18 protein-coding genes are annotated in these 24,613 nt (G+C 61.0%); 10 read left to right on the plus strand and 8 right to left on the minus strand.

Features of this window, described 5'->3' with window-relative positions; all coding sequences use genetic code 11:
* Positions 1-37 precede the first annotated feature (37 nt).
* Complete coding sequence (locus tag ACJ8HT_RS19795; RefSeq protein ID WP_004931896.1) at positions 38-433, plus strand: DUF423 domain-containing protein; 396 nt, start codon at positions 38-40, stop codon at positions 431-433.
* Positions 426-1,529 carry a 23S rRNA (cytidine(2498)-2'-O)-methyltransferase RlmM gene (rlmM, locus tag ACJ8HT_RS19800; protein ID WP_197653197.1) on the plus strand — a complete coding sequence of 368 codons (1,104 nt, stop codon included), beginning with the start codon at positions 426-428 and terminating at the stop codon, positions 1,527-1,529. Before ACJ8HT_RS19795 ends, rlmM begins: the two co-directional genes overlap by 8 nt.
* Positions 1,530-1,568: 39 nt before the next feature.
* Here rlmM and xni read toward each other — a convergent pair whose 3' ends face one another.
* The 3 genes from xni to queF form a co-directional block, all read right to left on the minus strand.
* Positions 1,569-2,327 carry a flap endonuclease Xni gene (gene xni / locus ACJ8HT_RS19805; protein WP_194571992.1) on the minus strand — a complete coding sequence of 253 codons (759 nt, stop codon included), beginning with the start codon at positions 2,325-2,327 and terminating at the stop codon, positions 1,569-1,571.
* A gap of 54 nt (positions 2,328-2,381) precedes the next feature.
* Entirely contained in the window at positions 2,382-3,746 is a 1,365-nt protein-coding gene (ppnN, locus tag ACJ8HT_RS19810; protein ID WP_038878760.1) for a nucleotide 5'-monophosphate nucleosidase PpnN, read from the minus strand.
* Positions 3,747-3,938: 192 nt separating this feature from the next.
* A complete protein-coding gene (gene queF, locus ACJ8HT_RS19815) occupies positions 3,939-4,784 on the minus strand; it encodes an NADPH-dependent 7-cyano-7-deazaguanine reductase QueF (RefSeq protein ID WP_060441352.1) in 846 nt (281 codons plus the stop codon).
* A gap of 63 nt (positions 4,785-4,847) precedes the next feature.
* On the opposite strand from queF, the gene syd reads away from it, so the two are divergent.
* A complete protein-coding gene (gene syd / locus ACJ8HT_RS19820) occupies positions 4,848-5,396 on the plus strand; it encodes a SecY-interacting protein (RefSeq protein ID WP_038878762.1) in 549 nt (182 codons plus the stop codon).
* A gap of 605 nt (positions 5,397-6,001) precedes the next feature.
* Here the strand turns inward: syd and ACJ8HT_RS19825 are convergent.
* Positions 6,002-7,240, minus strand: coding sequence for an MFS transporter (locus tag ACJ8HT_RS19825; protein ID WP_197653196.1), 1,239 nt, complete (start codon positions 7,238-7,240; stop codon positions 6,002-6,004).
* A gap of 178 nt (positions 7,241-7,418) precedes the next feature.
* On the opposite strand from ACJ8HT_RS19825, the gene ACJ8HT_RS19830 reads away from it, so the two are divergent.
* The 5 genes from ACJ8HT_RS19830 (at position 7,419) to ACJ8HT_RS19850 (ending at position 17,582) form a co-directional block, all read left to right on the plus strand.
* On the plus strand, positions 7,419-7,745 hold the full coding sequence (locus ACJ8HT_RS19830; RefSeq protein WP_197653195.1) for a YqcC family protein: 327 nt from the start codon (positions 7,419-7,421) through the stop codon (positions 7,743-7,745).
* A gap of 146 nt (positions 7,746-7,891) precedes the next feature.
* Positions 7,892-13,867, plus strand: coding sequence for an alpha-2-macroglobulin (locus ACJ8HT_RS19835; protein ID WP_197653194.1), 5,976 nt, complete (start codon positions 7,892-7,894; stop codon positions 13,865-13,867).
* A 49-nt stretch (positions 13,868-13,916) separates the two neighbouring features.
* Positions 13,917-16,265, plus strand: a complete 2,349-nt coding sequence (gene pbpC, locus ACJ8HT_RS19840) for a penicillin-binding protein 1C (RefSeq protein WP_197653193.1) — start codon at positions 13,917-13,919, stop codon at positions 16,263-16,265.
* Positions 16,266-16,325: 60 nt separating this feature from the next.
* The gene (gene truC, locus ACJ8HT_RS19845) at positions 16,326-17,096 is read left to right on the plus strand and encodes a tRNA pseudouridine(65) synthase TruC (protein WP_033654120.1); all 771 of its coding nucleotides are present in this window, start codon (positions 16,326-16,328) and stop codon (positions 17,094-17,096) included.
* A gap of 33 nt (positions 17,097-17,129) precedes the next feature.
* Positions 17,130-17,582: a flavodoxin gene (locus tag ACJ8HT_RS19850; protein WP_033654121.1), complete on the plus strand. Its 453-nt coding sequence runs from the start codon at positions 17,130-17,132 to the stop codon at positions 17,580-17,582.
* Between the two features lie 57 nt (positions 17,583-17,639).
* Here ACJ8HT_RS19850 and ACJ8HT_RS19855 read toward each other — a convergent pair whose 3' ends face one another.
* The 4 genes from ACJ8HT_RS19855 to map all read right to left on the minus strand — a co-directional run bounded on the left by ACJ8HT_RS19855 (position 17,640) and on the right by map (position 22,557).
* Positions 17,640-18,029, minus strand: coding sequence for a DUF3461 family protein (locus tag ACJ8HT_RS19855; RefSeq protein ID WP_006318690.1), 390 nt, complete (start codon positions 18,027-18,029; stop codon positions 17,640-17,642).
* 129 nt (positions 18,030-18,158) lie between these two features.
* Positions 18,159-18,983 (minus strand): 2,3,4,5-tetrahydropyridine-2,6-dicarboxylate N-succinyltransferase, encoded by an 825-nt coding sequence (dapD, locus tag ACJ8HT_RS19860; RefSeq protein WP_047729984.1) that lies wholly within the window; start codon positions 18,981-18,983, stop codon positions 18,159-18,161.
* Between the two features lie 42 nt (positions 18,984-19,025).
* The gene (gene glnD, locus ACJ8HT_RS19865) at positions 19,026-21,689 is read right to left on the minus strand and encodes a bifunctional uridylyltransferase/uridylyl-removing protein GlnD (protein ID WP_047730854.1); all 2,664 of its coding nucleotides are present in this window, start codon (positions 21,687-21,689) and stop codon (positions 19,026-19,028) included.
* A 73-nt stretch (positions 21,690-21,762) separates the two neighbouring features.
* On the minus strand, positions 21,763-22,557 hold the full coding sequence (gene map / locus ACJ8HT_RS19870; protein ID WP_004931936.1) for a type I methionyl aminopeptidase: 795 nt from the start codon (positions 22,555-22,557) through the stop codon (positions 21,763-21,765).
* A gap of 345 nt (positions 22,558-22,902) precedes the next feature.
* On the opposite strand from map, the gene rpsB reads away from it, so the two are divergent.
* Together rpsB and tsf are read left to right on the plus strand one after the other, a co-directional pair.
* Positions 22,903-23,628 carry a 30S ribosomal protein S2 gene (rpsB, locus tag ACJ8HT_RS19875; protein ID WP_016929891.1) on the plus strand — a complete coding sequence of 242 codons (726 nt, stop codon included), beginning with the start codon at positions 22,903-22,905 and terminating at the stop codon, positions 23,626-23,628.
* Positions 23,629-23,757: 129 nt separating this feature from the next.
* Positions 23,758-24,609, plus strand: coding sequence for a translation elongation factor Ts (gene tsf, locus ACJ8HT_RS19880; RefSeq protein WP_033635739.1), 852 nt, complete (start codon positions 23,758-23,760; stop codon positions 24,607-24,609).
* Positions 24,610-24,613: the final 4 nt, after the last annotated feature.

The raw sequence follows: 24,613 nt of genomic DNA on the forward strand, positions 1-24,613 counted from the left end.
TTGCCGCGGCCGGTGATTTTTAATGGGATAGATCACGATGAGCAGCCGTTCCATGCTGGTTTTCGCCGCTATCAGCGGCTTTGTGTTTGTCGCGTTGGGCGCATTCGGCGCGCATGTGCTAAGTGGTACGCTCGGCGCCAACGAAATGGCCTGGATCCGCACCGGGCTGGAATATCAGGGATTCCACACCCTGGCCATCCTGGCGCTGGCGGTCGCGATGCAGCGCCGCGTGAGCCTGTGGTTTTACTGGAGCGGAGCGCTGTTGGCGTTCGGCACCGTGTTGTTCAGCGGCAGCCTCTATTGCCTGGCGCTGTCGCACCTGAAGGTCTGGGTTTATATCACGCCGGTTGGCGGCGTGTGCTTCCTGATCGGCTGGATATTGATGTTGATTGGCGCTTTGCGTCTGAGGAAAAAGGCCGAGCGCCATGAATAAGATTGCGTTGTACTGCCGTCCCGGCTTTGAAAAAGAGTGTGCGGCGGAGATTACCGACAAAGCCGCCCAGCTGGAGATTTACGGCTTTGCACGGGTAAAAGAGCACAGCGGTTACGTGCTGTTCGAATGCTATCAACCGGACGATGCCGACCGCCTGGCGCGGGAAATTCCGTTCCGCGAACTGATTTTCGCCCGCCAGATGGTCGTGGTGGGTGAGCTGCTGCGCGATCTGCCGCCGGAAGATCGGGTATCGCCGATCGTCGGCATGCTGATCGGCGTGGTTGACCGCGGCGGTGAGCTGCGGGTGGAAGTGCCGGACACCAACGAAAGCAAAGAGCTGATGAAGTTCTGCCGCAAGCTGACGGTGCCGCTGCGCGGCTCGATGCGCGAGCAGAAGGTGCTGATGGCGCGCGAGAACCCGACTCGCCCGGTGGTGCACGTGTTCTTCATCGCGCCGGGTTGCTGCTACGTTGGTTACTCCTACAGCAACAACAACTCGCCGTTCTACATGGGCATTCCGCGTCTGCGCTTCCCGGCCGATGCGCCGAGCCGTTCGACGCTGAAGCTGGAAGAAGCGTTCCACGTGTTCATCCCCGCCGACGAGTGGGACGAACGCCTGGCCAGCGGCATGCACGCGGTCGATCTGGGCGCTTGCCCGGGCGGCTGGACCTATCAGCTGGTGAAACGCAGTATGATGGTGCATTCGGTGGATAACGGCCCGATGGCGCCGAGCCTGATGGAAACCGGCCAGGTGACGCACCACCGCGCCGACGGCTTCAAATTCGAGCCGAACAGCAGCAAGATTTACTGGCTGGTGTGCGACATGGTGGAGAAACCGGCGAAGGTGACCAGCCTGATGATTCAGTGGCTGGTGAAAGGCTGGTGCCGTGAAGCTATTTTTAACCTCAAGCTGCCGATGAAAAAGCGCTATGAGGAAGTGTCGCAAAACCTGACGAACATCCGCGAAGCGCTGGGCGCCGCCGGCATCAGCGTCGAAGTGCACGCCAAGCAGCTGTATCACGACCGCGAAGAGATTACCGTACACGTGCGCCGCATGTGGTCGGCGGTGCCGGGCCGGCGCGACGAGCGCGATTAATCGCGTTAAGCCTGATGAAGGGCGCTGCTTGCAGCGCCCTTATTGTATCGGCAGGCGCAGCTGCTGCAGGTTGCCGTCCAGCGCCAGATCGGTGCGCAGCGTGGCGACCTGTTTGCTGACGTAGGCCAGCTCGCGGTGTTGCTCCAGCTTGCCGCGCCACTTCTCCGGCACCTGCTCCAGGTGCTGATAGAGCCCGTCCAGGCTGCCCGACTGCTGCAACAGCAGCACGGCGGTTTTCGGCCCGATGCCGGCCACGCCGGGGATCTTGCTGCTGCCGATCCCCGCCAGCCCCCAATAGTCCGGCAGCTGCTGCGGCTGTACGCCGAATTCCTGTTGCACGAAGGGCATATCCAGCCAGCGTTTCTGGAAATAATCGCGGATCTGCACGTTCGGCGCCAAAAGCTGGCAGTAGCCTTTGTCGGTGGAGACGATGGTCACCTGGTGGCCGCCGCCGGCGACCTTCGCCGCCAGCGTGGCCGCCAGATCGTCCGCCTCGTTGCCGGGAGAATGCCAGCTGGCGACGCCCAGTTCGGCGAAGGCCTCGCGCAGCTGCGGCATCTCCTGCTGCAGGTTTTCCGGCATCGGCGAGCGCCCGGCCTTGTAGTCCGGCAGAATTTGGTGGCGCCAGCTGTCGCGGCGATCGTCCTCGTCGAAGACCGCCACCGCGTGGGTCGGGCGGCTGTGTTGGATCAGCTGCTGCAGCGCGTGGCGGCAGGCGTTGACGCAAGGGGAGCCCTGCACGGCGTGAATGCGGCGGATGAGGTTCAGGGCGTCGACAATCAGTAGGTGTATCATCATGGGCGGTAAGGTCAGAAAAAACAGGGCGGCTGTTACGCCGCCCGGGATTGAGGGTCAGGCTACGATTTCGTAGCAGGGCACATAGGCGCTGCCCGGCAGCTTCATGCGGTGCTGGGCGACAAAGCCCTGCAGCAGGCTGTCCATCTGCTTCATCATCTGCGGTTCACCGTGCAGTTTGTACGGGCCGAACTGCTCGATGGCATGGATGCCATTTTCCTTCACGTTGCCGGCCACAATGCCGGAGAACGCGCGGCGCAGCGCGGCGGCCAATTGCTCCGGCGGCTGGTTCGGATACAGATTGAGGTTCGCCATGTTCTCATGGGTCGGCTCGAACGGCAGTTGCAGATCCGGCGCGATGCGGATCGACCAGTTGAAGCTGTAGGCGTCGCCGGTGTTGCGGCGGTTTTCCTTCACCAGCGGCATGGCTTGCTTCATCTGCCGCGCCACTTCCGCCGGATCGTCGATGATGATGGTGTAATGGCGGCGCGCTTCGTCGCCCAGCGTGTTCATGATGAACTCGTCCAGCACGCGGAAGTAGTCGGCGCTCTCTTTCGGCCCGGTCAGGATCAGCGGCAGCACCTGTTCGCTGTTCTCCGGGTTCATCAGGATACCCAGCAGGTACAGCAGCTCTTCGGCGGTGCCGACGCCGCCCGGGAAGATGATGATGCCGTGTGCGATACGCACGAAGGCTTCCAGGCGTTTTTCGATGTCCGGCATGATCACCAGCTCGTTGACCAGCGGGTTAGGCGGCTCGGCGGCGATGATCGACGGCTCGGTCATGCCGATGAAGCGGCTGTTGCGGTAACGCTGCTGCGCGTGACCGACCGCCGCGCCTTTCATCGGCGCTTCCATGGCGCCCGGCCCGCAGCCGGTGCAGATGTTCAGCTCGCGCAGGCCCAGCTGGCTGCCGACCTTGCGCGCGTACAGGTATTCGTTTTCGTTGATCGAGTGGCCGCCCCAGCACACCACCATGTTGGGATCTTCATCCAGATGCAGCGTGCGTGCATTGCGCAGGATCGAGAACACCAGGTTGGTGATGTGGGCCGAGTTTTCCAGGTTCAGGTGCTGGAAGCGGCCGGCGCTGGCGATTTGGCCATGCACGAACAGGATGTCGCGCAGCACGGCGAACAGGTTGGCCTGCAGCGAGCGGATGATGCGGCCGTCGACGAACGCCTCTTCCGGCGGATTGACCAGCTCCAGCTTCACCCCGCGCTCGCGGCGCAGCACGTTGATGTCGAAGGTTTCATAGCGCGACAGCAGCTGCTTGCTGTTGTCGGTTTGGCTGCCGGAGTTCAACACGGCCAGCGAACAGTTGCGGAACAGGCGGTACAGGTCGCTGCTGGCGGTGCGCTTCAGCATGTCTACTTCCAGCTGCGACAATAAATCCATAGAGCCAAGCGGGCTGATGTGTGTAATCAAGGTAACTCCTTTGCACCCGGTGCGGGGCGGTAGTAATCCATACGCAGCAAAACAGCATCTCGTTATGGTTGGCGTGCTGCGGCGAAGCGGGCGTTCTGCCCGGCCGCAGCCTCGTTTTAACCTTACCGCCGTCCCTGTGCTTTTACCAACACAAACCGCTCGTTAGCTCAGTTGTTGAGCAATGTTTCGCACTTATTGGCGCGCCAGGCGGCCGTGCTCGGGGGCGAATTCGACGTTGCTGCGCCACGGGTTGATATCCAGCCCGCCGCGGCGGGTATAACGAGCGTAGACCGTTAGGCTTTGCGGCCGGCAATAGCGCATCAGATCGTTGAAGATGCGCTCGACGCACTGCTCGTGGAATTCGTTGTGGTGGCGGAAGGAGACCAGATAGCGCAGCAGCGCTTCGCGATCGATCTTGCCGCCGCGGTAGCTTATCTGCACCGAGCCCCAGTCCGGTTGATGGGTGATCAGGCAATTGGACTTCAGCAGGTGGCTGACCAAGCGCTCTTCCACCACCTCTTCAGCGGCGGCGTTCAGCAGGTAGTCGGCGTTGAACTCATAATTGTCGATGCGGATATCCTGCTGGTCGATGCAATCGCCGGCCAGGCGGGCGATCGGCGTGCCTTCCAGCTGCTCGACGCTGAACAGGGTGACGCTGACCTCGCCCTGGGCGCAGGCGGACAGATCGCGCTGCAGGGTGCTGCGCACCGTTTCCCAATCGGCGAACGGGGTTTGGTTGAAGCTGTTGAGGTACAGCTTGAAGCTTTTCGATTCGATCAGGTTCAGGCTGTCGGCGTTGAGGCTGATTTCACCGACCGCCACCTGCGGCAAGCCGTTGGCGTTCAGCCAGGAGAGCTCGTACAGCGTCCAGATGTCCGCACCGTGGAAGGGCAGGTTATCGGGATACAGGCCCAGCGGCTCGCGGTTCATGCTGCGCGGCACCGCCTGCAGCAGCGTGGCGTCGTAGCGATCGCGGTAGGCGGTGGGTTTGCCCAGCGTCAGCCCCGACAGGGCCTGGTGGTCTTGATATGAGGACATCTGCTGTCACCTCGGTCAGAGATAGGTACAATGGCCGTCAGTTTAACGTATGCGAGAAAGAATATGGACCATGATGTATCGCACGCTCTGCGTGAATTCACTCAACGTTATGTCGAGTTGTGGCAGCAAGAGCGCGGCCACGCGCCGGCCAGCCAGGCGCTGTACGGCGTGCCGTCGCCCTGCATCGTGGAGAACCGCGAGGACGAAGTGCTGTGGTTGCCGCGGCCTTTCGAACCGGCGGCGACGCTGGAAAAGGTAGAAACCGCGCTGGAGCTGCGTTTACAGCCGGATGCGCACCGCTTCTACACGCAGCAATACGCCGGCGACATGAGCGCGCAGTTCGGCGAGCATCGCCTGAGCCTGCTGCAGGTCTGGAGCGAAGAGGATTTTATCCGCCTGCAGGAGAACCTGATCGGCCATCTGGTGACGCAAAAACGTCTCAAGCTGTCGCCAACGCTGTTCCTGGCGACCACCGAATCCGAGATGACGATGGTGTCGTTGTGCAACGTCAGCGGCAACGTGGTGCTGGAACAGTTCGGCAGCGATAAGCGCACCCTGCTGGCGGCGACGCTGGGGAATTTCCTCGATGCGCTGCGCCCGGTGTTGGACTGAATCGCGACGGATTCGCCGTCGCCCGTGTGAGAGATCTCTCACACGGCCTGTGAGAGATCGCTCTTAATTTTTCCCGCCTTTCTCCAGGCTATGAGATTATTGTTATCCAGATCAATTGGTTAGAATTTCTTTAGGATAACTCTTAGTCTTAATTTAGTGTGAGACACCTCCCAAACCCTTGTGATTCCGGGGAATTTAAGCGATCTTATCGTTACCGGAACGGAACCGGCGGAGCAGGAAAGCATCAGGATGATGCAGCTTCAGGAAGAAGAAAGGGATGCGCTCAGGCAAGAGCGAAGGATGGCGTCAGGAGATGCCCAGGATGTTTCAGGATAGAAACCAGGGACACCTCCAGGACGGAGATTGAGAGCCGGCACAGGACTGTCGGCGGGTCAGGAAGGCTGAGGAACCGCGTCAGGACGATGCTGCAGGATGATGCAAGGACCACTTGGTCAGGATGGCCGCAGGAAAAGTTTTCAAGGATTGAGCAGGGAGCACGCTGTGTAGCGGGATAGCTATAAAACGAACCGGGGGCACTGTTAACGCAGTGCCCCCAACTTTTTTATCCCGCTGCGCGTGCGCCCCGCCTTAATCCCTCTTCAGCGTTAACCAATCGCGCCCAGCGTATCGCCTGCGCTCTGTTTTTTCGGCAGCAGGAACAGCGTGGCGTAGATATCCAGCAGGTAAATTGCCGCCAGCAGGCTGATGGCCGCGGTAAACGACACCTGCGTCACCAGCGCACCGATCACCAATGGCCCCAGGCCGCCGACGCCGCGCCCCAGATTGAACAGGATGTTCTGCGCGGTGGCGCGCGCCTGCACCGGATAGGTATCGGAAATCAACGCGCCGTAGCCGCCTATCATGCCGTTGACGAACATGCCCATCACGGCGCCGGCGAACAGCATCAGCGTCGGGTCGCTCAACTGGGCGTAACCGATCACCATCACCACGGCACTGATCTGATAAAGCACGAAGATCTTCCAGCGGGCGAAGCGGTCGGCCAGCATGCCAAACAGCCAGATGCCGAACGTCATGCCGACCACCGTCACCGCCGTCCACAGGCCGGACTTGGTGAGCGAGAAGCCAAAGTTTTTCGCCAGGTAAGTCGGCATCCAGATCATCAGGCCGTAGTAACCGAAGTTCTGCACCGAACAGAGAATGAAGATGCCGATGCTGGCCCTGCTGGTGGCGCGATCCTTAAACAGCAGGCGCAAACGCTGCAGGAAGGAGAGCGGTTGCCCGGCATCTTTCTGCCGCACGAATGCTTCCGGTTCGCCCAGGGTACGGCGGATCAGGAATGACGCCAGCGCCGGCAGCAGGCCGACCAAAAACATGCCGCGCCAGCCGATGTGTTCCAGCAGCAGCGGCGTCAGGAAGGCGGCCGCCAGCACGCCCAATTGCCAGCCCATGCCGACGTAAGCCGAAGCGCGATTGCGCTTCTCCGCCGGCCAGGCTTCGGCGATCAGCGCCATGCCGATGCCGAATTCGCCGCCCAGTCCGATGCCCGCCAGGGTGCGATAGGCCAGCAGATCCCAATACCCTTGTGCCACGGCACACAGGCCGGTGAACAGGGAAAACATCAGGATGGTGATCGTGAGCACCCGGATACGGCCGAAACGATCGCTAAGGTGGCCGAAAATCACGCCGCCCAGCACCGCGCCGATCAGCGTCCAGGTGACCAGCGAGCCGGCGGCCGATGAGGTTAATCCTAATTCGATGCTGATGGCCGGCAGCATAAAGCCGAGGATCAGCAGGTCAAACCCGTCCATGGCATAACCGGTGACCGAGGCCAGCATGGCCTTACCGGGCGTCGCGTGGTTTTTTTTCTCTATTATTACGGACATGAATCTTTATCTGTGTGGTGAACTCGGTGGGCCTATTGTGCCGCGCGGCGGCGAACGCCACCAGATAAAAACGGTGAGCTGTCTCAGGCGCGCCGAATTTGGGCTATAAAAATGCTATGCTTTGCCGCCTTTCAGCCAGCGTGCTGAATACCATGATGAAAAGAGATCGGGAATGCAGATGAGTATACATAACCAGGTGCGCCGCAGTTTGCAGGCGATTGAACAATCCATGCGCGATCTGGCGCTGTGGCAGGCCGCGCCGCCTGATCATGAGGCTTTCTCCAGCACCGAGCCGTTCTGCATCGACAGCATGTCGGCCGAAGCCTGGCTGCAGTGGGTGTTCTTGCCGCGCATGTATGCGTTGCTGGACGCCGAAGCGCCGCTGCCGACGCGCTTCGCCATCACGCCTTATTTCGAAGAGGCGTTGAAAGATCGTGAACCGAGCAGCCTGCCGCTGCTGGTGCTGCTGCAACAGCTGGATTTGATGTTGAATCAAGAGCCGTAATTCGCCGGCGGCGCGCAGATTTTTGCCGCCCGGCAGTGTAGAGTACTCGCGCGGATGCCGGGCAGGAGAGCCGACGGCGTCTTTCGGCTCGGTTGAACCGCGGCGGTTGACCGGGGGCTGCATTAGGATGATGAGGTGCTGCAATAATGGATTTATTAAGGTTTATCCTGCGTTTGCCTTTTACCCTGGTTAAGGGCGTTTGTCGCCTGCTGGGTGGGGCGTTGTCGCTGTTGGGGCGGTTGCTGAGACCGCTGGTCGGCAACCTCAGCTGGCGTGCGCCGGCCTGGTGGGCTGCGCTGCCGCGCGGTTTTTTGCGGCTCGAAAGCGGCGTGGATAAACACCCGAAAGCGATCGGTTTAGGCCTGTTGCTGTTGGCTGGCGCCGCAGGCGGCGCGTTTTACGGTTGGCACTGGTGGCAAAACCGGCCTCAGCCTATCGAACCTGCGCCGATGGTGGTTCAGGAGGTCAGCGCATCGCTTGCCAACCCCGAGCCGATAGATTACGCCGCCGCCCGGCAGGTGCCGCAAACTGTGAGCCTGACCTTCAGCGGGTCGGTCGCGCCGATCGCCGCAGTGGGTAAAACCGTGAGCGCCGGCATCGCTCTGAAGCCGACGGTGGAAGGGCAGTGGGCGTGGAGCAATGAGTCGACGCTGGTGTTCACGCCGAAAAAACCGCTGCCGATGGGCGCGAAATATGACGTGACCCTTGAACCCGCCACGTTACTGGCGCCGCAGGTCAAGCTCGCCAAAACCCGTTATGCCTTCACTGTGCCCGCGTTCGATTACCGCCTGGGGCAGGCCGAGTATTACCGCGATCCGCAAGATGCGCAGAAACGCAGCGCGATTTTCAATCTGCAGTTCAATGCGCCGGTCGACGTCGCCAGCTTTGAAAAACAGATTTCGTTGGGGTTGAAAGAAGGCAGCACTTCCTCCGAGAAAAAGCTGAACTTCTCTCTGGTCTATGACGAGAAAAAACTGAACGCCTGGGTGCATTCCGAGCCGCTGCAGGCGCTGGATCAGGGCGGCGCGGTGCATCTGACCGTCGGCAAGGGCGTTAAATCGACGGCGGCCGGCAATGCGGTCGAAGAGGCGAAAAGCAACTGGGTCAAAGTCCCGACGCTGTACAGCCTGGCGCTGAGCGACGCCAGTGCCCAGGTCGTGGATACCGACGGCGGCCAAGGGCAGCGTGCGCTGGTGGTCGGCTTCAGCGATGCGGTGAAGGATAAAGAGCTGGCGCGGGCCACCAAAGCCTGGCTGCTGCCGCAGCACGATCCGAGCGATGCCGAGACCGCCAACGATGCCGAAGATTTCTATCAATGGACGGTCGACAGCGTCGGTAAAAACGTGCTGGCGCAGGCGACGGCATTGCCTTTGACGCTTAACGAGGCGGAAGAGGCCTACCAGCCGCAGTTCAGCTTCCGCTTTGAAGCTCCGGCGCACCGCTTCGTGCTGATCGAGATAGACAACCAACTGGTCTCCGTCGGCGGTTACAAAATGCCGAAGAAGGTTTACCGCGTGGTCGAAGTGCCGGAGTTCCCGAAATCGCTGCAGTTCATGTCCGCAGGCTCGCTGCTGTCGGTCAACGGCGACAAACAGATCAGCGTGGCGGCGCGCAACGTGGCGGGCCTGCGGCTGGACATCAAGCGGGTGATCCCGAGCCAGCTGCAGCACATTGTCTCCTTCAAAAGCCGGGAATATTCGTCCACGGAATTCAATCGGCTCAACGATGAGTATTTCACCGAGCATTTCAAATACCAGACGGCGCTCAATAACGAGCGGCCGGGGGAAGTGAACTATCAGGGCATCGATCTCTCCCGTTATCTCTCCACCAACGCCAGTTCCCATCGCGGGGTGTTCCTGCTGACGCTGTCTGAATGGCAGCCGAACCGGAAACCGGCGGCGGAAGAGGCGGGTGCCGAACCAGAACAGGAACCGGACGAGAGCACCGGGGATGATCAGCCCGATGTCGGCGATTCGCGCTTTGTGGTGGTGACCGATCTGGGCATCGTCGCCAAGAGCTCGCAGGATAAGACGCGCGACGTCTTCGTGCAGTCGATTCAAAGCGGCGCGCCGGTCAGCGGCGCCAACGTGTCGGTAGTGGCCAAAAACGGCGTGACGCTGCTCAGCCAAACCACCGGGGCCGACGGCCACGTGCGTTTCCCGGCGCTCGACGTGTACACCAACGAGCGCCAGCCGGTGATGTTCCTGGTGGAAAAGGAAGGGGATGTTTCCTTCCTGCCGACCGGCAGCTATAACGATCGCGGTCTGGACTTCTCGCGCTTCGACGTCGCCGGTGAACAAACGCCGACCGATCCGCGCACGCTCGGCAGCTACCTGTTCTCCGATCGCGGCGTTTATCGGCCGGGGGATACCTTTAACATCGGCCTGATCACCCGCGCCGCCGACTGGCGCGTTGGCCTGGCCGGCGTGCCGGTGCGCGCCGAAGTCCGCGATCCGCGCGACAAGCTGATGACCACCGTGCCGCTGACGCTGGGCGCCAGCGGTTTCAACGAGCTGAGCTATACCACCGATGAAAACTCGCCCACCGGCGAGTGGAACGTCTATCTGTATCTGATCGGCAAAAACAACGATACCTCCACGCTGCTCGGCCATACCGCGGTCAATGTGAAGGAGTTCGAGCCGGATCAGCTGAAAGTGAAGCTGGCGCTGACGCCGAATCGCCAGCAAGGCTGGGTCAAACCGTCCGAGCTGAAGGCCAGCATCGATGTGCAGAACCTGTTCGGTACCCCGGCGCAGGATCGCCGCGTGACCACCAGGCTGACGCTGCGGCCGATGTATCCGAGCTTCGATCGCTTCCCGGATTATGCGTTTTATGAAAACCGGCAAAACAGCGACGGGTTCGAAACCGAGCTGGAAGATCGCACCACCGATGAGCACGGCGCGGCCGAAATCCCGCTCGATCTGAAATCCTACGCCGACGCCACCTATCAGCTGCAGCTGCTGTCGGAGGCGTTCGTCGCCGGCGGCGGGCGCTCGGTGGCAGCTACCGCCCGCACGCTGGTTTCGCCTTACGATTACCTGATTGGGGTGAAGGCGGACGGCGATCTGGGCTACATCAACCGCGACGCGGAGCGGCATCTGACCGTGATCGCCATCGATCCGAATCTGCAGCAGATCGCCATGCCGAACCTGAAGCAGGTGTTGATCGAGCAGAAATACATCTCGGTGCTGACCAAACAGGATTCGGGCGTTTACAAATACCAGTCGAAGATGAAGGAAGTGCAGCTGTCGGAACAGCCGCTGGCGCTGAGCGAACAGGGCGCGGATCTGCGGCTGGCGACCGATAAGCCGGGCGACTTCGTGCTGGTGATTGAAGATGCGCAGGGCAAAACGCTCAATCGCGTCGCCTACAGCGTGGCCGGCAACGCCAACCTGAGCCGTTCGCTGGATCGCAACGCCGAACTGAAGCTGAAACTGAACCAGGCGGAATATCAGCCGGGCGAGGAGATCGAGGTGGCGATCAACGCGCCTTATACCGGTAGCGGCTTGATCACCATCGAGAAGGACAAGGTTTACGCCTGGCAGTGGTTCCACACCGATACCACCAGCTCGGTGCAGAAGATCCGCGTGCCGGCCGGCATGGAGGGCAACGGCTACATCAACGTGCAGTTCGTGCGCGACATCAACTCCAGTGAAATCTTCATGAGCCCGCTGAGCTATGGCGTGATGCCGTTCAAGATCAGCACCCAGGCGCGGCAAAACAGCCTCGAGGTGACGGCGCCGGAAGTCATCAAGCCGGGTGAAAACCTGACGATGACGGTCAAGACCGACGCGCCGCAGCAGGTGGCGCTGTTTGCCGTCGATGAGGGCATTCTGCAGGTGGCGCGCTACCGCCTGAAGGATCCGCTGGAGTTCTTCTTCAGCAAGCGTGAACTGAACGTGAGCAGCTCGCAGATCCTCGACCTGATCCTGCCGGAGTTCAGCAAGCTGATGGCGCTGACCGCTGCGCCGGGCGGCGACGCGGGCGAAGGGCTGGATCTTAACCTCAATCCGTTCAAGCGCAAACGCGACAAGCCGGTGGCCTATTGGTCCGGTATTACCGAGGTCAGCGGCGAGAAGCAGTTCGTCTATCCGGTGCCGGACTACTTTAACGGCAAGATCCGCGTGATGGCGATTTCGGTGACGCCGGAGAAAATCGGCAAGGCGCAAACCGCCGCCACGGTGCGCGACAACTTCATCATGACGCCAAACGTGCCGGCGATGGTGGCGCCGGGCGACGAGTTTGACGTCAGCGTGGGTGTCAGCAACAACCTCGAAGGGCTGAACGGCCAGTCGGTGGCCGTCAACGTTCTGTTGACGCCGCCGCCGCAGTTGGAAGTGGTGGGCAACGCGACGCAAAGCCTGACGCTGGCGGAAAAACGCGAGGGTGTGATCACTTTCCGTCTGCGCGCCAAATCCGCGCTGGGCGATGCACCGCTGGTGTTCGACGCCCGTTACGGCGACCAGGCCAGCCACCGCACCGTCAGCACCTCGGTGCGGCCGGCGGCGCCGTACCGTACCCAGTCGGTGATGGGGCGCATGAGCGGCAGCAGCCAGAACGTCGATGGCCTGCGCCAGATGTTCGACGCTTTCGCGCAGCGCCGGGCGGCGGTGTCGAATTCGCCGCTGGTGCTGACCAGCGGGCTGGCGCAATACCTGGCGGATTACCCGTATTACTGTTCCGAGCAGATCGTCAGCCGCTCCATTCCGCTGATGCTGCAGAGCCGCCACCCAGAGATGAAAAGCAGCCTGAGCCAGGCGGAAGTCAGCAAGCAGCTGCGCAACCTGCTTGGCGTGCTGCGCGCGCGCCAGAACGACAGCGGAGCGATCGGCGCCTGGCGTTCGTCGCCGGATGCCGATCCTTTCGTCACGCCTTATGTGGTGCAGTATCTGCTCGAAGCCAAAGCGGCGGGCTACGCCCTGCCGGAAGGCATGCTGGACGAGGCCAACGGCGCATTGCGCGAGCTGGCGGCCAGCGGATTCGACGATCTGTATCTGCTGCGCCTGCGCAGCTGGGCGGTTTACCTGCTGACGCTGCAGGGCGAAGTGACCACCAACTCGCTGGCGGCGGTGCAGGATACGCTGCAAAAACGCTATGGCGAAGGGTGGAAAACCGATCTGAGCGCGCTGTATCTGGCTTCTTCCTACCGCCTGTTGAAGATGGATGACGAAGCCGCCGCGTTGCTGCAACCGAGCTGGCAGCAGCTGAGCAAGGCGTATGACAGCGCCTGGTGGACGCAGAATTATTTCGATCCGCTGGTGCAGGATGCGACGCGGCTGTATCTGATTACCCGTCACTTCCCGGAGAAGGTGGCGTCGATCCCGCCGCAGGTGCTGGAGAATATGGTCAAGGCGCTGAAAGAAGAGCGTTACACCACCTACTCTTCCGCGATGAGCATTCTGGCGCTGGAAAGCTATTCGGCCCAGGTGGCGGCGCAATCCGCCAACGCGGATGCCTTGGGCATTGTGCAGGTAGGCAAAAGCGGCGGTGAGCCGCAGCGCATCAGTGAGCTGCAGGGGTTGTTCGTGCAGGGGCAGTTCAACGCCGATGCTACCGCTGTGCGCTTCACCAACGGCGGCAATGCGCCGGCCTGGTATGTGGTGACGCAGGCCGGTTACGACCTGAATGCGCCGCAAAAAGCGCTGTCGCGCGGGATTGAGATCGTTCGCGATTACACCGACGAACAGGGTAAACCGGTGACGCAGGTGACGCTGGGGCAGAAGATCAACGTCCATCTGAAGGTGCGCGCCAACTCGAAAGAGGGGCAGAGCAACCTGGCGATCGTCGATCTGCTGCCGGGCGGGTTCGAAGTGGTGCAGCAGACGCCGCCGGAACCGGCCGATGCCGGCGAGGAGAGCGAAGACCGCGGCGGTTGGCAGTCGCCGCTGGCCGCTACCGGCTCCACCTGGGCGCCGGATTACAGCGATATCCGTGAAGATCGGGTGATTATCTACGGCAGCGCCGGCACCGAGGTGCAGGAGTTCGTCTATCAGATCAAGGCCACCAATACCGGCAGCTTTATTGTTCCACCGGCCTACGGCGAAGCCATGTACGATCGTGAAGTGCAGGCGATGTCAGCCGGCGGCGGCAAGCTGGTGGTGGTGCCGGCGGGCAACGACTAGGCCGGATCCGGCGCCAGGCCAGCGTCTGGCGCCGGGGTGGTGAGAACGTATGAAGATCCTGACCGGGCGCGTGCTGCAAAACGGCTTGATGGCGGCGTTTTTACTGGCGCTGCTGTTGACCGCGATTCGGCTGTGGCCGCACCCGCCCCTGTGGCAGGGGCTGCCGCAGTCTTCCGTCTATTACGACAGGCACGGCGCGCTGCTGCGCATCACGTTGGCCAACGACGACCGCTACCGGCTGTGGACCCCGCTGGAGCAGGTGTCGCCGCTGGCGGTGCGCGGGCTGCTGCTGCACGAAGACCGCTGGTTCTACTACAACCCCGGCTTTAACCCCGTCAGCCTGATGCGTGGCTTCTGGCGCAGCTATGTCGCCGGCGGCAAAATGCAGGGCGGATCGACCATCAGCATGCAGCTGGCGCGCATGCGCTGGCATCTCAACACCCGCACGCCGGGCGGCAAGCTGCTGCAGGTGCTGCGCGCGGTGCAGCTGGAGCTCAGCTACTCCAAGCGCGATATCCTGGAAGCCTACCTGAATTATGCCCCCTACGGCCGCAACATCGAAAGCATCGGCGCCGCCAGCCTGATCTATTTCGCCAAGTCGCCGAAGGATTTGACCCTGCCGGAGGCGCTGACGCTGGCGGTGCTGCCGCAGTCGCCCAGCTACCGCCTGGAGCCGAAAACCGGCGTGCTCGGCGCTGCGTTGACGCAGGCGCGCAATCGTCTGTTCCAGCGCTGGCAGCGGGTTTACCCCACCGACGCCAGCCAGCAAACGCTGTTTCGCCTGCCGCTGGCGCTGCGGCAGCCTGAGCAAGTGCCCTATATCGCGCCTCACTTTATCGAGCAGCTACGGCTGCAGACGCAGCAACTGGTACAGCGCGATACGCGCGTCGACACCACGCTGGACGCCGGGTTGCAGCGGCTGGTCGAGCGGCAGGTCAACGCGTTTATCGCCCGCAACCGCAGCCGCGGCATCCAAAACGCCGCGGTGCTGCTGGTGGACAGCCGCGATATGGGGGTGCGTGCGCTGGTGGGATCGGCGGACTATTACAATCGGCCGATCCAGGGGCAGGTAAACGGTACCAACGCCAAGCGCTCGCCGGGTTCGACGCTGAAGCCGTTTATCTACGCGCTGGGCATGGAGCAGGGTGTGCTGCATCCGATGACCATCCTGAAAGACGTGCCTTCGTCGTTCGGCGCCTATGCGCCGGAAAACTTCGACCGGCGCTTTCTCGGCCCGGTGACCGCCACCGATGCGCTGAATTTCAGCCGCAACATTCCGGCGGTGTATGTCGCCTCGCAGCTGCGCCAGCCGACCTTTTATCAGTTTTTGCGTCTGACCGGCGTGGCCAATATGGCCAGTGAGAGCCACTACGGGTTGTCGCTGGTGCTGGGCGGCGGCGAAGTGACGGCGCAGGAGTTGGCGAAGCTGTATGCGCTGTTGGCGAACCGCGGCGAGCTGCGGCCGCTTCGTATGCAGCTGAACGAGGCCGAATCGACGCCGGTTCGGCTGCTGAGCGAGGAGGCCAGTTTCATCACGCTGGATATGCTGCGCCAGCACCGGCGGCCGGGCGATACGCTGGCACAGCGTTCTTCTTCGCTACCGGTGTACTGGAAGACCGGCACCTCCTGGGGCTTTCGCGACGCCTGGAGCGTCGGGATTTTCGGCCCTTACGTGCTGGTGGTGTGGGAAGGCAACTTCGACGGGCGTGGCAACAATGCGTTGGTCGGCGCCGAAGCGGCAGCGCCGCTGTTCTTCAACATCATCGACAGCGTCAACGCCAGCTATCCTGGCCTGCGTGAACCGAAGCACCCGTTTCCCCAACGGCTGCGGCGGGTGGAGATCTGTCTCGCCAGCGGCGATCTGCCCACGCCGTGGTGCCAGCAGAAGGGCAAGACCTGGTTTATTCCCGGCAAGTCGCCGATCAAGGTCGACAGCGTCTATCGGCCGGTAGTGCTGGATATTCACAGCGGCGAGGTCGTCTGCCCGCCGTATGACGCGGCGCAGACCCGCACCGAAATCTTTGAGTTCTGGCCTTCCGATTTGGCCAACGTGTTCGCCCAGGCTGGGCTGCCGAAGCGGGCGCCGCCGGTCAATCGCTGCAAGGACAACGGCGTCGCCGTCGGCGGCAACGCGCCGCGCATCACTTCGCCGCTGAAAAACACCACCTATACCCTGCGCCAGTCGCAGCAGGGGCGAGATAAGATCGCCTTCAACGCGGTGACGGACGCCGACAGTAAAACGGTGTACTGGTTCGTCGACGATATCTATCTCGGCAGCAGCGCCAGCAAAAAGCCGATCGACTGGCGGCCGATCAACAACGGGCGCTACCGCATTCGGGCGGTGGACGATCGCGGCCGCGCCGATACGCGCCTGGTGACCATCGAATGGGTGAACTAGCGCTGAGCCGCTCGCCTGTTATACTCGCGCCCGAAACGGCTATTTACCTGGGAAAGCGATGTGATTGAGATTTTGTATCAGGATGAACACCTGGTGGCGGTGAACAAGCCGTCGGGCTGGTTGGTGCACCGCAGTTGGCTGGACCGTCATGAAACTCGTTTTATGATGCAGACGGTGCGCGATCAGCTCGGGCAGCACGTCTTTACCGTGCACCGTCTCGATCGCCCGACTTCCGGCGTGCTGCTGATGGCGCTGTCCAGCGAGGTGGCGCGCCTGCTGTCGCAGCAGTTTGAGCAGCATCAGGTGCAGAAAACCTACCATGCGGTGGTGCGCGGCTACGTGCAGGAGGGGGCGACCCTCGACTACCCGCTGACGGCGGAGCTGGACAAAATCGCCGATAAACATGCCGATGCCGATAAGGGACCGCAGCCGGCGGTGACGCACTACCGGCCGCTGGCGCAGGTAGAGATGCCGGTGGCCGTCGGCCGCTACGACAGCGCGCGCTACAGCCTGGTGGAGCTGCAGCCGGAAACCGGCCGCAAGCACCAGCTGCGGCGCCACATGGCGCATCTTCGCCATCCGATCATCGGCGACAGCAAGCACGGCGATCTGCGGCAGAACCGCGGTATGGCGCAGCATTTCGGCTGCCCGCGCCTGATGCTGCACGCCAGTCATCTGCAGCTGACGCACCCGGTGACCGGCGAGCCGCTGCGGGTGACGGCGCGCTGGGACGAAGACTGGCAAGGGGTGATGGCGCAGTTCGGCTGGGCGGGGGTATTCCCTGAACTTGCCGGGGTTGAGTTTAGCGCGGCTAACGGTCAGGATAGCTGACAATTTTTAAAGGTAATGAAGGGAGTAGGAGCCATGGCTCAGGTTGGTATCTTCGTAGGAACGGTCTACGGCAATTCGCTGCTGGTGGCGGAAGAGGCGCAAAACATCCTCAGCGAGCAGGGCCATGAGGTCAAACTGTTCGAAGAGGGCACGCTGGAGGCCTGGCAGTTTTATCGTCAGCACTACGCGCTGGTGATCACCTCTACTACCGGGCAGGGCGATCTGCCGGACAGCATCGCGCCGCTGTTCCACGCCATTCGCGATCAGGTTGGCTATCAGCCGGAACTGCGCTATGGGCTGATCGCCCTCGGCGACAGCAGCTATGACAATTTCTGCGGCGCCGGGCGCGCGTTCGACGCGCTGCTGCAAGAGCAGGGCGCCACCCGTGTGAGCGAAGTGCTGGAGATCGATGCGATGGAACAGCCGGAGCCGGAAGTGGCCGCCTGCCCGTGGGTCGAGCAGTGGGGCACGCTGCTGCAATCGTAAAGTAAAAAGGCGCCGCGAAAGGGCGCCTTGGCGATGATGCGGGTCAACCGATCCGCATTATTTGCCGCGGGTGAGTTTTTCCAGATCGGATTCGATCTCGGCAATCTTGTGCGACACCACGCCTTCGAGATGGCGCAGGTCGTCGAGGATTTTACGCTTCAGATCCACTTCCACCTGATCGCGCTGGCACAGCTGATCCAGTTCGTCGATCACGTAGCGCAGGTTCGGGTTGATCTCGTGAATTTCCTTGTAGCCCTGGCCGGCGTTGTCCGCCACCACGGTTTTACGCTGGCGCGGGTACTTGAACTTCACGCTCTTGGCGAAGAACTCGCCTTTGTCCTTGCGGAAATAGATCTTGAGGATGTCGTTGTTGGCCTCTTGACGCAGGCTATAGCGATCGACGTCTTCCGGTTGATTGATGCCCAAACTCTTCAAGTTATCGTACATACTGCGCCCTCTTTAGATGTGATCGTTATATTCCACGACTGCAATTATGGCGGAAAGCGAGATCTGCGACTGTGACTGCCAGCGAAACGCAGACAAAAAAATAGCGGGTGAATCACCCGCTATTTCAATTTAGTCGATAGTGCGCAATAACTCATTAATGCCGACTTTACCGCGCGTTTTGGCGTCGACTTTCTTGACGATCACCGCGCAGTATAGGCTGTAAGAACCGTCTTTCGAAGGCAGGTTGCCGGAAACCACCACCGAACCCGCCGGCACGCGGCCGTAATGGATTTCGCCGGTCTCGCGGTCATAGATGCGGGTGCTCTGGCCGAGGTATACGCCCATTGAAATCACCGAGCCTTCTTCCACGATCACGCCTTCCACCACTTCGGAGCGCGCGCCGATGAAGCAGTTGTCTTCGATGATGGTCGGGTTGGCCTGCAGCGGCTCCAGCACGCCGCCGATGCCGACGCCGCCGGACAGGTGAACGTTTTTGCCGATCTGCGCGCAAGAACCGACGGTGGCCCAGGTGTCGACCATGGTGCCTTCGTCGACGTAGGCGCCGATGTTAACGTAAGAAGGCATCAGCACGGTGTTGCGCGCGATGAACGCGCCCTGGCGCACGGTGGCCGGCGGCACGACGCGGAAACCTTCCTTCTGGAAGCGCGCTTCGTCGTAGTCGGCGAACTTCATCGGCACCTTGTCGTAGTAGCGGGTTTCCGCGCCGTCCATCACCTTGTTGTCGTTGATGCGGAAAGAGAGCAGCACGGCTTTCTTCAGCCACTGATGGGTGATCCATTGACCGTCGATCTTCTCGGCGACGCGCAGGGCGCCGCTGTCCAGCAGGCCGATCACCTGGTTTACCGCTTCGCGCGTTACGGTGTCTACGTTCGCCGGGGTGATGTCCGCACGGCGCTCGAAGGCGCTTTCAATAACGTTCTGTAATTGCTGCATGCTGTTCTCTTTCCTGATGTTGTCGGTAAAAAGTTACTTGTATCACATTTTATCGTTTGGGGTGAGGGCCTCTGTCAACCGTTGCTCCAACTTTCTGCGCGTTTCCTGATCGAGCGCGCGTCGCTCGCCGTCGGCCAGGATAAACAAGTCCTCGACCCGCTCGCCGATGGTGGTAATGCGCGCGCCGTGCAGCGACAGCCCCAGGTCGGCGAACACTTCGCCCACCCGCGCCAGCAGGCCGGGCTGGTCAAGTGCGATCAGCTCCAGGTAGCTGCGGCGATCGGTGTGGGTCGGCAGGAAGGTCACCTCGGTCGGCACGCTGAAATGACGCAGCTTGGAAGAAGGCCGGCGCACGCGCGGCGGCTGATACTCCCGCTGGGTGATGGCCTGCAGCAAGGCCTGGCGGATCGCCGCGTGGCGATCCTGCGCCAGCGGGCTGCCGTCCGGCTCCAGCACGATAAAGGTGTCCATCGCCATGCCGTCGCGGTTGGTGAAGATCTGCGCGTCGTGCACGCTCAGGTTGCGGCGATCCATCTCGCCGGCGACGGCGGCGAACAGGTAAGGGCGATCCGGGCTCCAGATAAAGATCTCGGTACCGCCGCGCGTCGCCTGGCGGCTGACCAGCACCAGCGGCTGGGTGGAGTCGTGGGCCAGCAGGTGACGGGCGTGCCAGGCCAGCTGGTTCGGCGAGTGGCGCAGGAAATAGTCGGCGCGGCAGCGGCTCCAGATGCGGTGCAGCGCCTCCTCGTCGATGTTGTCCATGCGCAGCAGCGCCAGCGCCTGCAGGCGGTGATGACGCACGCGTTCGCGCAGATCCGGGCTGTTCTGCATGCCGCGGCGTAGCTGCTTCTCGGTGGCGAAGTACAGCTCGCGCAACAGGCTCTGTTTCCAGCTGTTCCACAGGGTTTCGTTGGTGGCGCAGATATCCGCCACCGTCAGGCACACCAGGTAACGCAGGCGGGTTTCGCTCTGCACTTCGCTGCTGAACTGCTGGATCACCGTCGGATCCTGGATATCGCGGCGCTGCGCGGTGACCGACATCAGCAGGTGCCAGCGCACCAGCCAGGCCACCAGTTGGGTTTCGCGCGAGTTAAGGCCGTGCAGTTCGGCGAACTCCACCACGTCTTCCGCGCCGAGGATCGAGTGATCGCCGCCGCGCCCTTTGGCGATATCGTGGAACAGCGCCGCTAACAGTAATAATTCCGGGTGCGGCAGGCGAGGGTACAGCTCTACGCACAGCGGATGGCGTGGCCGGGTTTGCGCATCGGCGAAGCTCTCCAGCTTTTGCAGCACGCGGATGGTGTGTTCATCGACGGTATAGGCGTGGAACAGGTCGAACTGCATCTGGCCGACGATCTTGCCCCACTGCGGCATATAGGCCCACAGCACGCTGTGACGGTGCATCGGCACCAGAGCGCGCGAGACCGCGCCGGGGTGGCGCAGAATGGCCATAAACAGATCGCGCGCTTCCGGAATGGTGCACAGCGGCTGTTTCAGATGGCGGCGTGCGTGGCGCAGCTGGCGCACGGTGGTGGAATAAATGCCCTTGATCTCGCGGTTGCGCACCATCAGGTAGAACATGCGCATGATGGCCTGCGGCTCGCGGATAAACAGCGTCTCGTCGCGCAGATCGATCAGATCGCCGCGCAGCTGGAAATCGTCGTTCAGCGGGCGCGGCTTCTCGGTGGCGTCCAGCGCCAGGATGGCTTCGTCGAACAGCTGCAGCAACATGTGGTTCAGCTCGCTGACGCGCCGCGTCATGCGGTAGAAGTCTTTCATCATGCGTTCGACCGGCTCGTTGCCTTCGCCTTCATAGCGCAGCAGCTGCGCCACGCTGAGTTGGCGATCGAACAGCAGGCGGTTGTCGTAACGCGGCAGCACCAGGTGCAATGCGAAACGGATGCGCCACAGGAAGCTCTGGCACTCGTTCAGCTCGTTGCGCTCGGCCTGGGTGAGGAAACCGAAGCCGACCATTTCGTCCAGCGAGGTGGCGCCGAAGTGGCGCCGCGCCACCCACAGCAGGGTGTGGATGTCGCGCAGGCCGCCAGGGCTGCTTTTGATATCCGGCTCCAGGTTATAGCTGGTGCCGTGGTAGCGCTGGTGGCGTTCCTGCTGTTCGTTGACCTTGGCGTGGAAAAACTGCGGCGAGGGCCAGAAGCCGTCGCTGAAGATATGTTTTTGCATCTGCAGGAACAGCGCGACGTCGCCGCAGATCATGCGCGACTCGATCAGGTTGGTGGCCACGGTCAGGTCCGCCAATCCCTCCAGCAGACATTCTTCCAGGGTGCGCACGCTGTGGCCCACTTCCAGCTTGAGATCCCACAGCAGGGTGATGAATTCGCCGACCCGCTGCGACTGTTGTTCCGTCAGCCGGCGCTGGCTGAGCACCAGTACGTCGATGTCCGACAGCGGGTGCAGCTCGCCGCGGCCGTAGCCGCCGACCGCCACCAGCGCAGTTTCCGGGATATCTTCGAAGCCGTAGAAGGTCCACAGCCGGCGCAGCAGGCGATCGATGAAGTCGCTGCGCGCCGCCACCAGGCTTTCGGCGCTGGCACCGGCGTCGAACGCTGCCGCCAGCCACAGCTGGAACTGCTCCAGCCGCTGTTTCAGCACCGGACAGGTGAGCTCGTCGTTGCCGTAGGTGCTGGGGGAGGCGGGCGGCATCGGCACGGCCGGGGCCGCTTGTTGAAGGAGATTGTCAGACATAGTGCGCAGCCCATAAAAAAGGCCGGCAAAAGCCGGCCTGGTGATATTCTGCACGCGGCGTTCGCCGCGGTGCTTACATCTCGTGCGTAATGATGTTGGGGATGGTGTCATCCTTGCGCAACGTCATTATCTCGCAGCCGTTATCAGTGACCACAATAGTATGCTCATACTGCGCCGACAAGCTGCGATCTTTGGTTTTTACCGTCCAGCCGTCTTTCATGGTGCGGATGCGGTAGTCACCGGCGTTGACCATCGGTTCGATGGTGAAGGCCATGCCCGCCTGCAGCACCACGCCGCCGTCATCGGCATCATAGTGCAGCACCTGCGGCTCTTCGTGGAACACTTCGCCGATGCCGTGGCCGCAGTACTCGCGCACCACGGAGAACTTCTCGGCCTCGACGAATTGCTGGATAGCCTTGCCAAGGGTGCGCAGGCGGATGCCCGGCTTGACCATCTTCAGCGCCAGATACAGGCTTTCCTGAGTGACGCGGCACAGGCGCTCGCCCAGAATGGTCGGTTTGCCGACGATGAACATCTTCGAGGTGTCGCCGTGGAAGCCGTCTTTAATTACGGTCACGTCGATATTGACGATGTCGCCGTCTTTCAGCGTTTTGTCGTCGCTCGGGATGCCGTGGCACACCACTTCATTCACCGAGATGCACACGGATTTCGGGAAGCCGTGGTAGCCGAGGCAGGCGGAAATGGCCTGTTGCTCGTTGGTGATGTACTCGTGACAGATACGGTCCAGTTCGCCGGTGGTCACGCCAGGTTTGACGTGCGGCTCGATGATTTCCAGCACTTCGGCGGCCAGGCGGCCGGCCACGCGCATTTTTTGGATGTCATCAGGTGTTTTAATTGAGATTGCCATGAAATTCGTCCGCAGGTGTCGTTATCGTCGACAATAAGAAGCAGTGACTTATGGTATCAGCCCGGCCGGAGGCTGCCAAATTTCATTTCCCGATGCCCGGCGCAAAGCAACAAAAGTTGGTGTCGGCGGCGGGTTTATGGTATAAAGCGCGCCGGCGATCCGCGACTTGGTTCTTGTGACCTGGCAGGAATTGGCCGAAAATACTTTAACTGCACTCATTTTGTGTAAATAACACACACGTATCGGCACATCCGCCGGGGTGCCCTGAGGTGACTTGTCGCCGCCAGGGTCGGCGTTATGGGATACGTGGAGGCATAACCCCAATTAATCTATAGAGGTTTAATCATGGCAACTGTTTCCATGCGCGACATGCTCAAGGCTGGTGTTCACTTCGGTCACCAGACCCGTTACTGGAACCCGAAAATGAAGCCTTTCATCTTCGGCGCTCGTAACAAGGTTCACATCATCAACCTGGAGCAGACCGTACCAATGTTCAACGCCGCTCTGGCTGAACTGAGCAAGATCTCTTCCCGTAAAGGCAAGATCCTGTTCGTTGGTACCAAGCGCGCAGCAAGCGAAGCGGTAAAAGACGCTGCTAACAGCTGTGACCAGTTCTTCGTGAACCACCGCTGGTTGGGCGGCATGCTGACTAACTGGAAAACCGTTCGTCAGTCCATCAAGCGTTTGAAAGATCTGGAAATCCAGTCTCAAGACGGCACCCTGGACAAGCTGACCAAGAAAGAAGCGCTGATGCGCACTCGTGAACTGGCCAAGCTGGAAAACTCCCTGGGCGGTATCAAAGATATGGGCGGTCTGCCAGACGCACTGTTCGTTATCGATGCCGATCACGAGCACATCGCGATCAAAGAAGCCAACAACCTGGGTATCCCGGTATTCTCTATCGTTGATACCAACTCCAACCCAGACGGCGTTGACTTCATCATCCCTGGTAACGACGACGCAATCCGTGCAGTAAACCTGTACCTGACTGCCGTTGCTGCCGCTGTGCGTGAAGGTCGTTCTCAAGATCTGGCCGTTCAGGCGGAAGAAGGCTTCGTAGAAGCTGAATAATAAGGCAAGCTCGTCACTGAGCCCTTATTAACCAGGTATTGACATATGTTGGTTAGGGGGGCCTGTAAAGGCCCCCTTTGCTTATCTGAATGAGAACTGTCTCCACGCGAGATAACCGAGGAAAAATAAATGGCTGATATTACCGCTGCCCTGGTAAAAGAACTGCGCGAGCGTACCGGCGCTGGCATGATGGATTGCAAGAAGGCGCTGGTTGAATCCAACGGCGACATCGAACTGGCAATCGAAAACATGCGTAAGTCCGGTGCGATCAAAGCCGCTAAAAAAGCAGGCAACGTGGCTGCTGACGGCGTGATCAAAACCAAGATCGAAGGCAACTACGGCATCATTCTGGAAGTTAACTGCCAGACTGACTTCGTAGCAAAAGACGCCGGTTTCCAGGCGTTCGCCGACAAAGTGCTGGATGCCGCTATGGCCGGCAAAATCACTGACGTTGACGTGCTGAAAGCACAGTTCGAAGAAGAGCGCGTAGCGCTGGTGGCAAAAATCGGCGAAAACATCAACATTCGTCGCGTTGCTTCCCTGGAAGGCGAAGTGCTGGGCAGCTACCTGCACGGCGCGCGTATCGGCGTACTGGTTGCGGCTAAAGGCGCTGACGAAGAGCTGGTTAAGCAAATCGCAATGCACATTGCGGCAAGCAAGCCAGAGTTCGTGAAGCCAGAAGACGTGTCTGCTGAAGTGGTAGAAAAAGAGTACCAGGTTCAGCTGGACATCGCCATGCAGTCCGGCAAGCCGAAAGAAATCGCAGAGAAAATGGTTGAAGGCCGCATGAAGAAATTCACCGGCGAAGTTTCTCTGACCGGTCAGCCTTTCGTTATGGATCCGAGCAAATCCGTTGCTCAGGTGCTGAAAGAGCACAACGCTGACGTGACCAACTTCATTCGCTTCGAAGTGGGCGAAGGCATCGAGAAAGTCGAAACCGACTTCGCTGCTGAAGTTGCCGCGATGAGCAAACAGTCTTAATGAC

The sequence above is a fragment of the Serratia sp. CY44782 genome, assembly GCF_052168715.1.
GTDB lineage: Bacteria > Pseudomonadota > Gammaproteobacteria > Enterobacterales > Enterobacteriaceae > Serratia > Serratia nevei.

Bases quoted from the DNA above. Each gene is read 5' to 3' on its own strand.
- ACJ8HT_RS19795 (WP_004931896.1), top strand. From the start codon at position 38: ATGAGCAGCCGTTCCATGCTGGTTTTCGCCGCTATCAGCGGCTTTGTG.
- xni (WP_194571992.1), bottom strand. From the start codon at position 2,327: ATGATGATACACCTACTGATTGTCGACGCCCTGAACCTCATCCGCCGC.
- ACJ8HT_RS19855 (WP_006318690.1), bottom strand. From the start codon at position 18,029: ATGTACGATAACTTGAAGAGTTTGGGCATCAATCAACCGGAAGACGTC.
- pbpC (WP_197653193.1), top strand. From the start codon at position 13,917: ATGAAGATCCTGACCGGGCGCGTGCTGCAAAACGGCTTGATGGCGGCG.
- tsf (WP_033635739.1), top strand. From the start codon at position 23,758: ATGGCTGATATTACCGCTGCCCTGGTAAAAGAACTGCGCGAGCGTACC.
- queF (WP_060441352.1), bottom strand. From the start codon at position 4,784: ATGTCCTCATATCAAGACCACCAGGCCCTGTCGGGGCTGACGCTGGGC.
- ACJ8HT_RS19825 (WP_197653196.1), bottom strand. From the start codon at position 7,240: ATGTCCGTAATAATAGAGAAAAAAAACCACGCGACGCCCGGTAAGGCC.
- syd (WP_038878762.1), top strand. From the start codon at position 4,848: ATGGACCATGATGTATCGCACGCTCTGCGTGAATTCACTCAACGTTAT.
- ACJ8HT_RS19835 (WP_197653194.1), top strand. From the start codon at position 7,892: ATGGATTTATTAAGGTTTATCCTGCGTTTGCCTTTTACCCTGGTTAAG.
- glnD (WP_047730854.1), bottom strand. From the start codon at position 21,689: ATGTCTGACAATCTCCTTCAACAAGCGGCCCCGGCCGTGCCGATGCCG.
- rpsB (WP_016929891.1), top strand. From the start codon at position 22,903: ATGGCAACTGTTTCCATGCGCGACATGCTCAAGGCTGGTGTTCACTTC.
- map (WP_004931936.1), bottom strand. From the start codon at position 22,557: ATGGCAATCTCAATTAAAACACCTGATGACATCCAAAAAATGCGCGTG.
- ACJ8HT_RS19850 (WP_033654121.1), top strand. From the start codon at position 17,130: ATGGCTCAGGTTGGTATCTTCGTAGGAACGGTCTACGGCAATTCGCTG.
- rlmM (WP_197653197.1), top strand. From the start codon at position 426: ATGAATAAGATTGCGTTGTACTGCCGTCCCGGCTTTGAAAAAGAGTGT.
- dapD (WP_047729984.1), bottom strand. From the start codon at position 18,983: ATGCAGCAATTACAGAACGTTATTGAAAGCGCCTTCGAGCGCCGTGCG.
- ACJ8HT_RS19830 (WP_197653195.1), top strand. From the start codon at position 7,419: ATGAGTATACATAACCAGGTGCGCCGCAGTTTGCAGGCGATTGAACAA.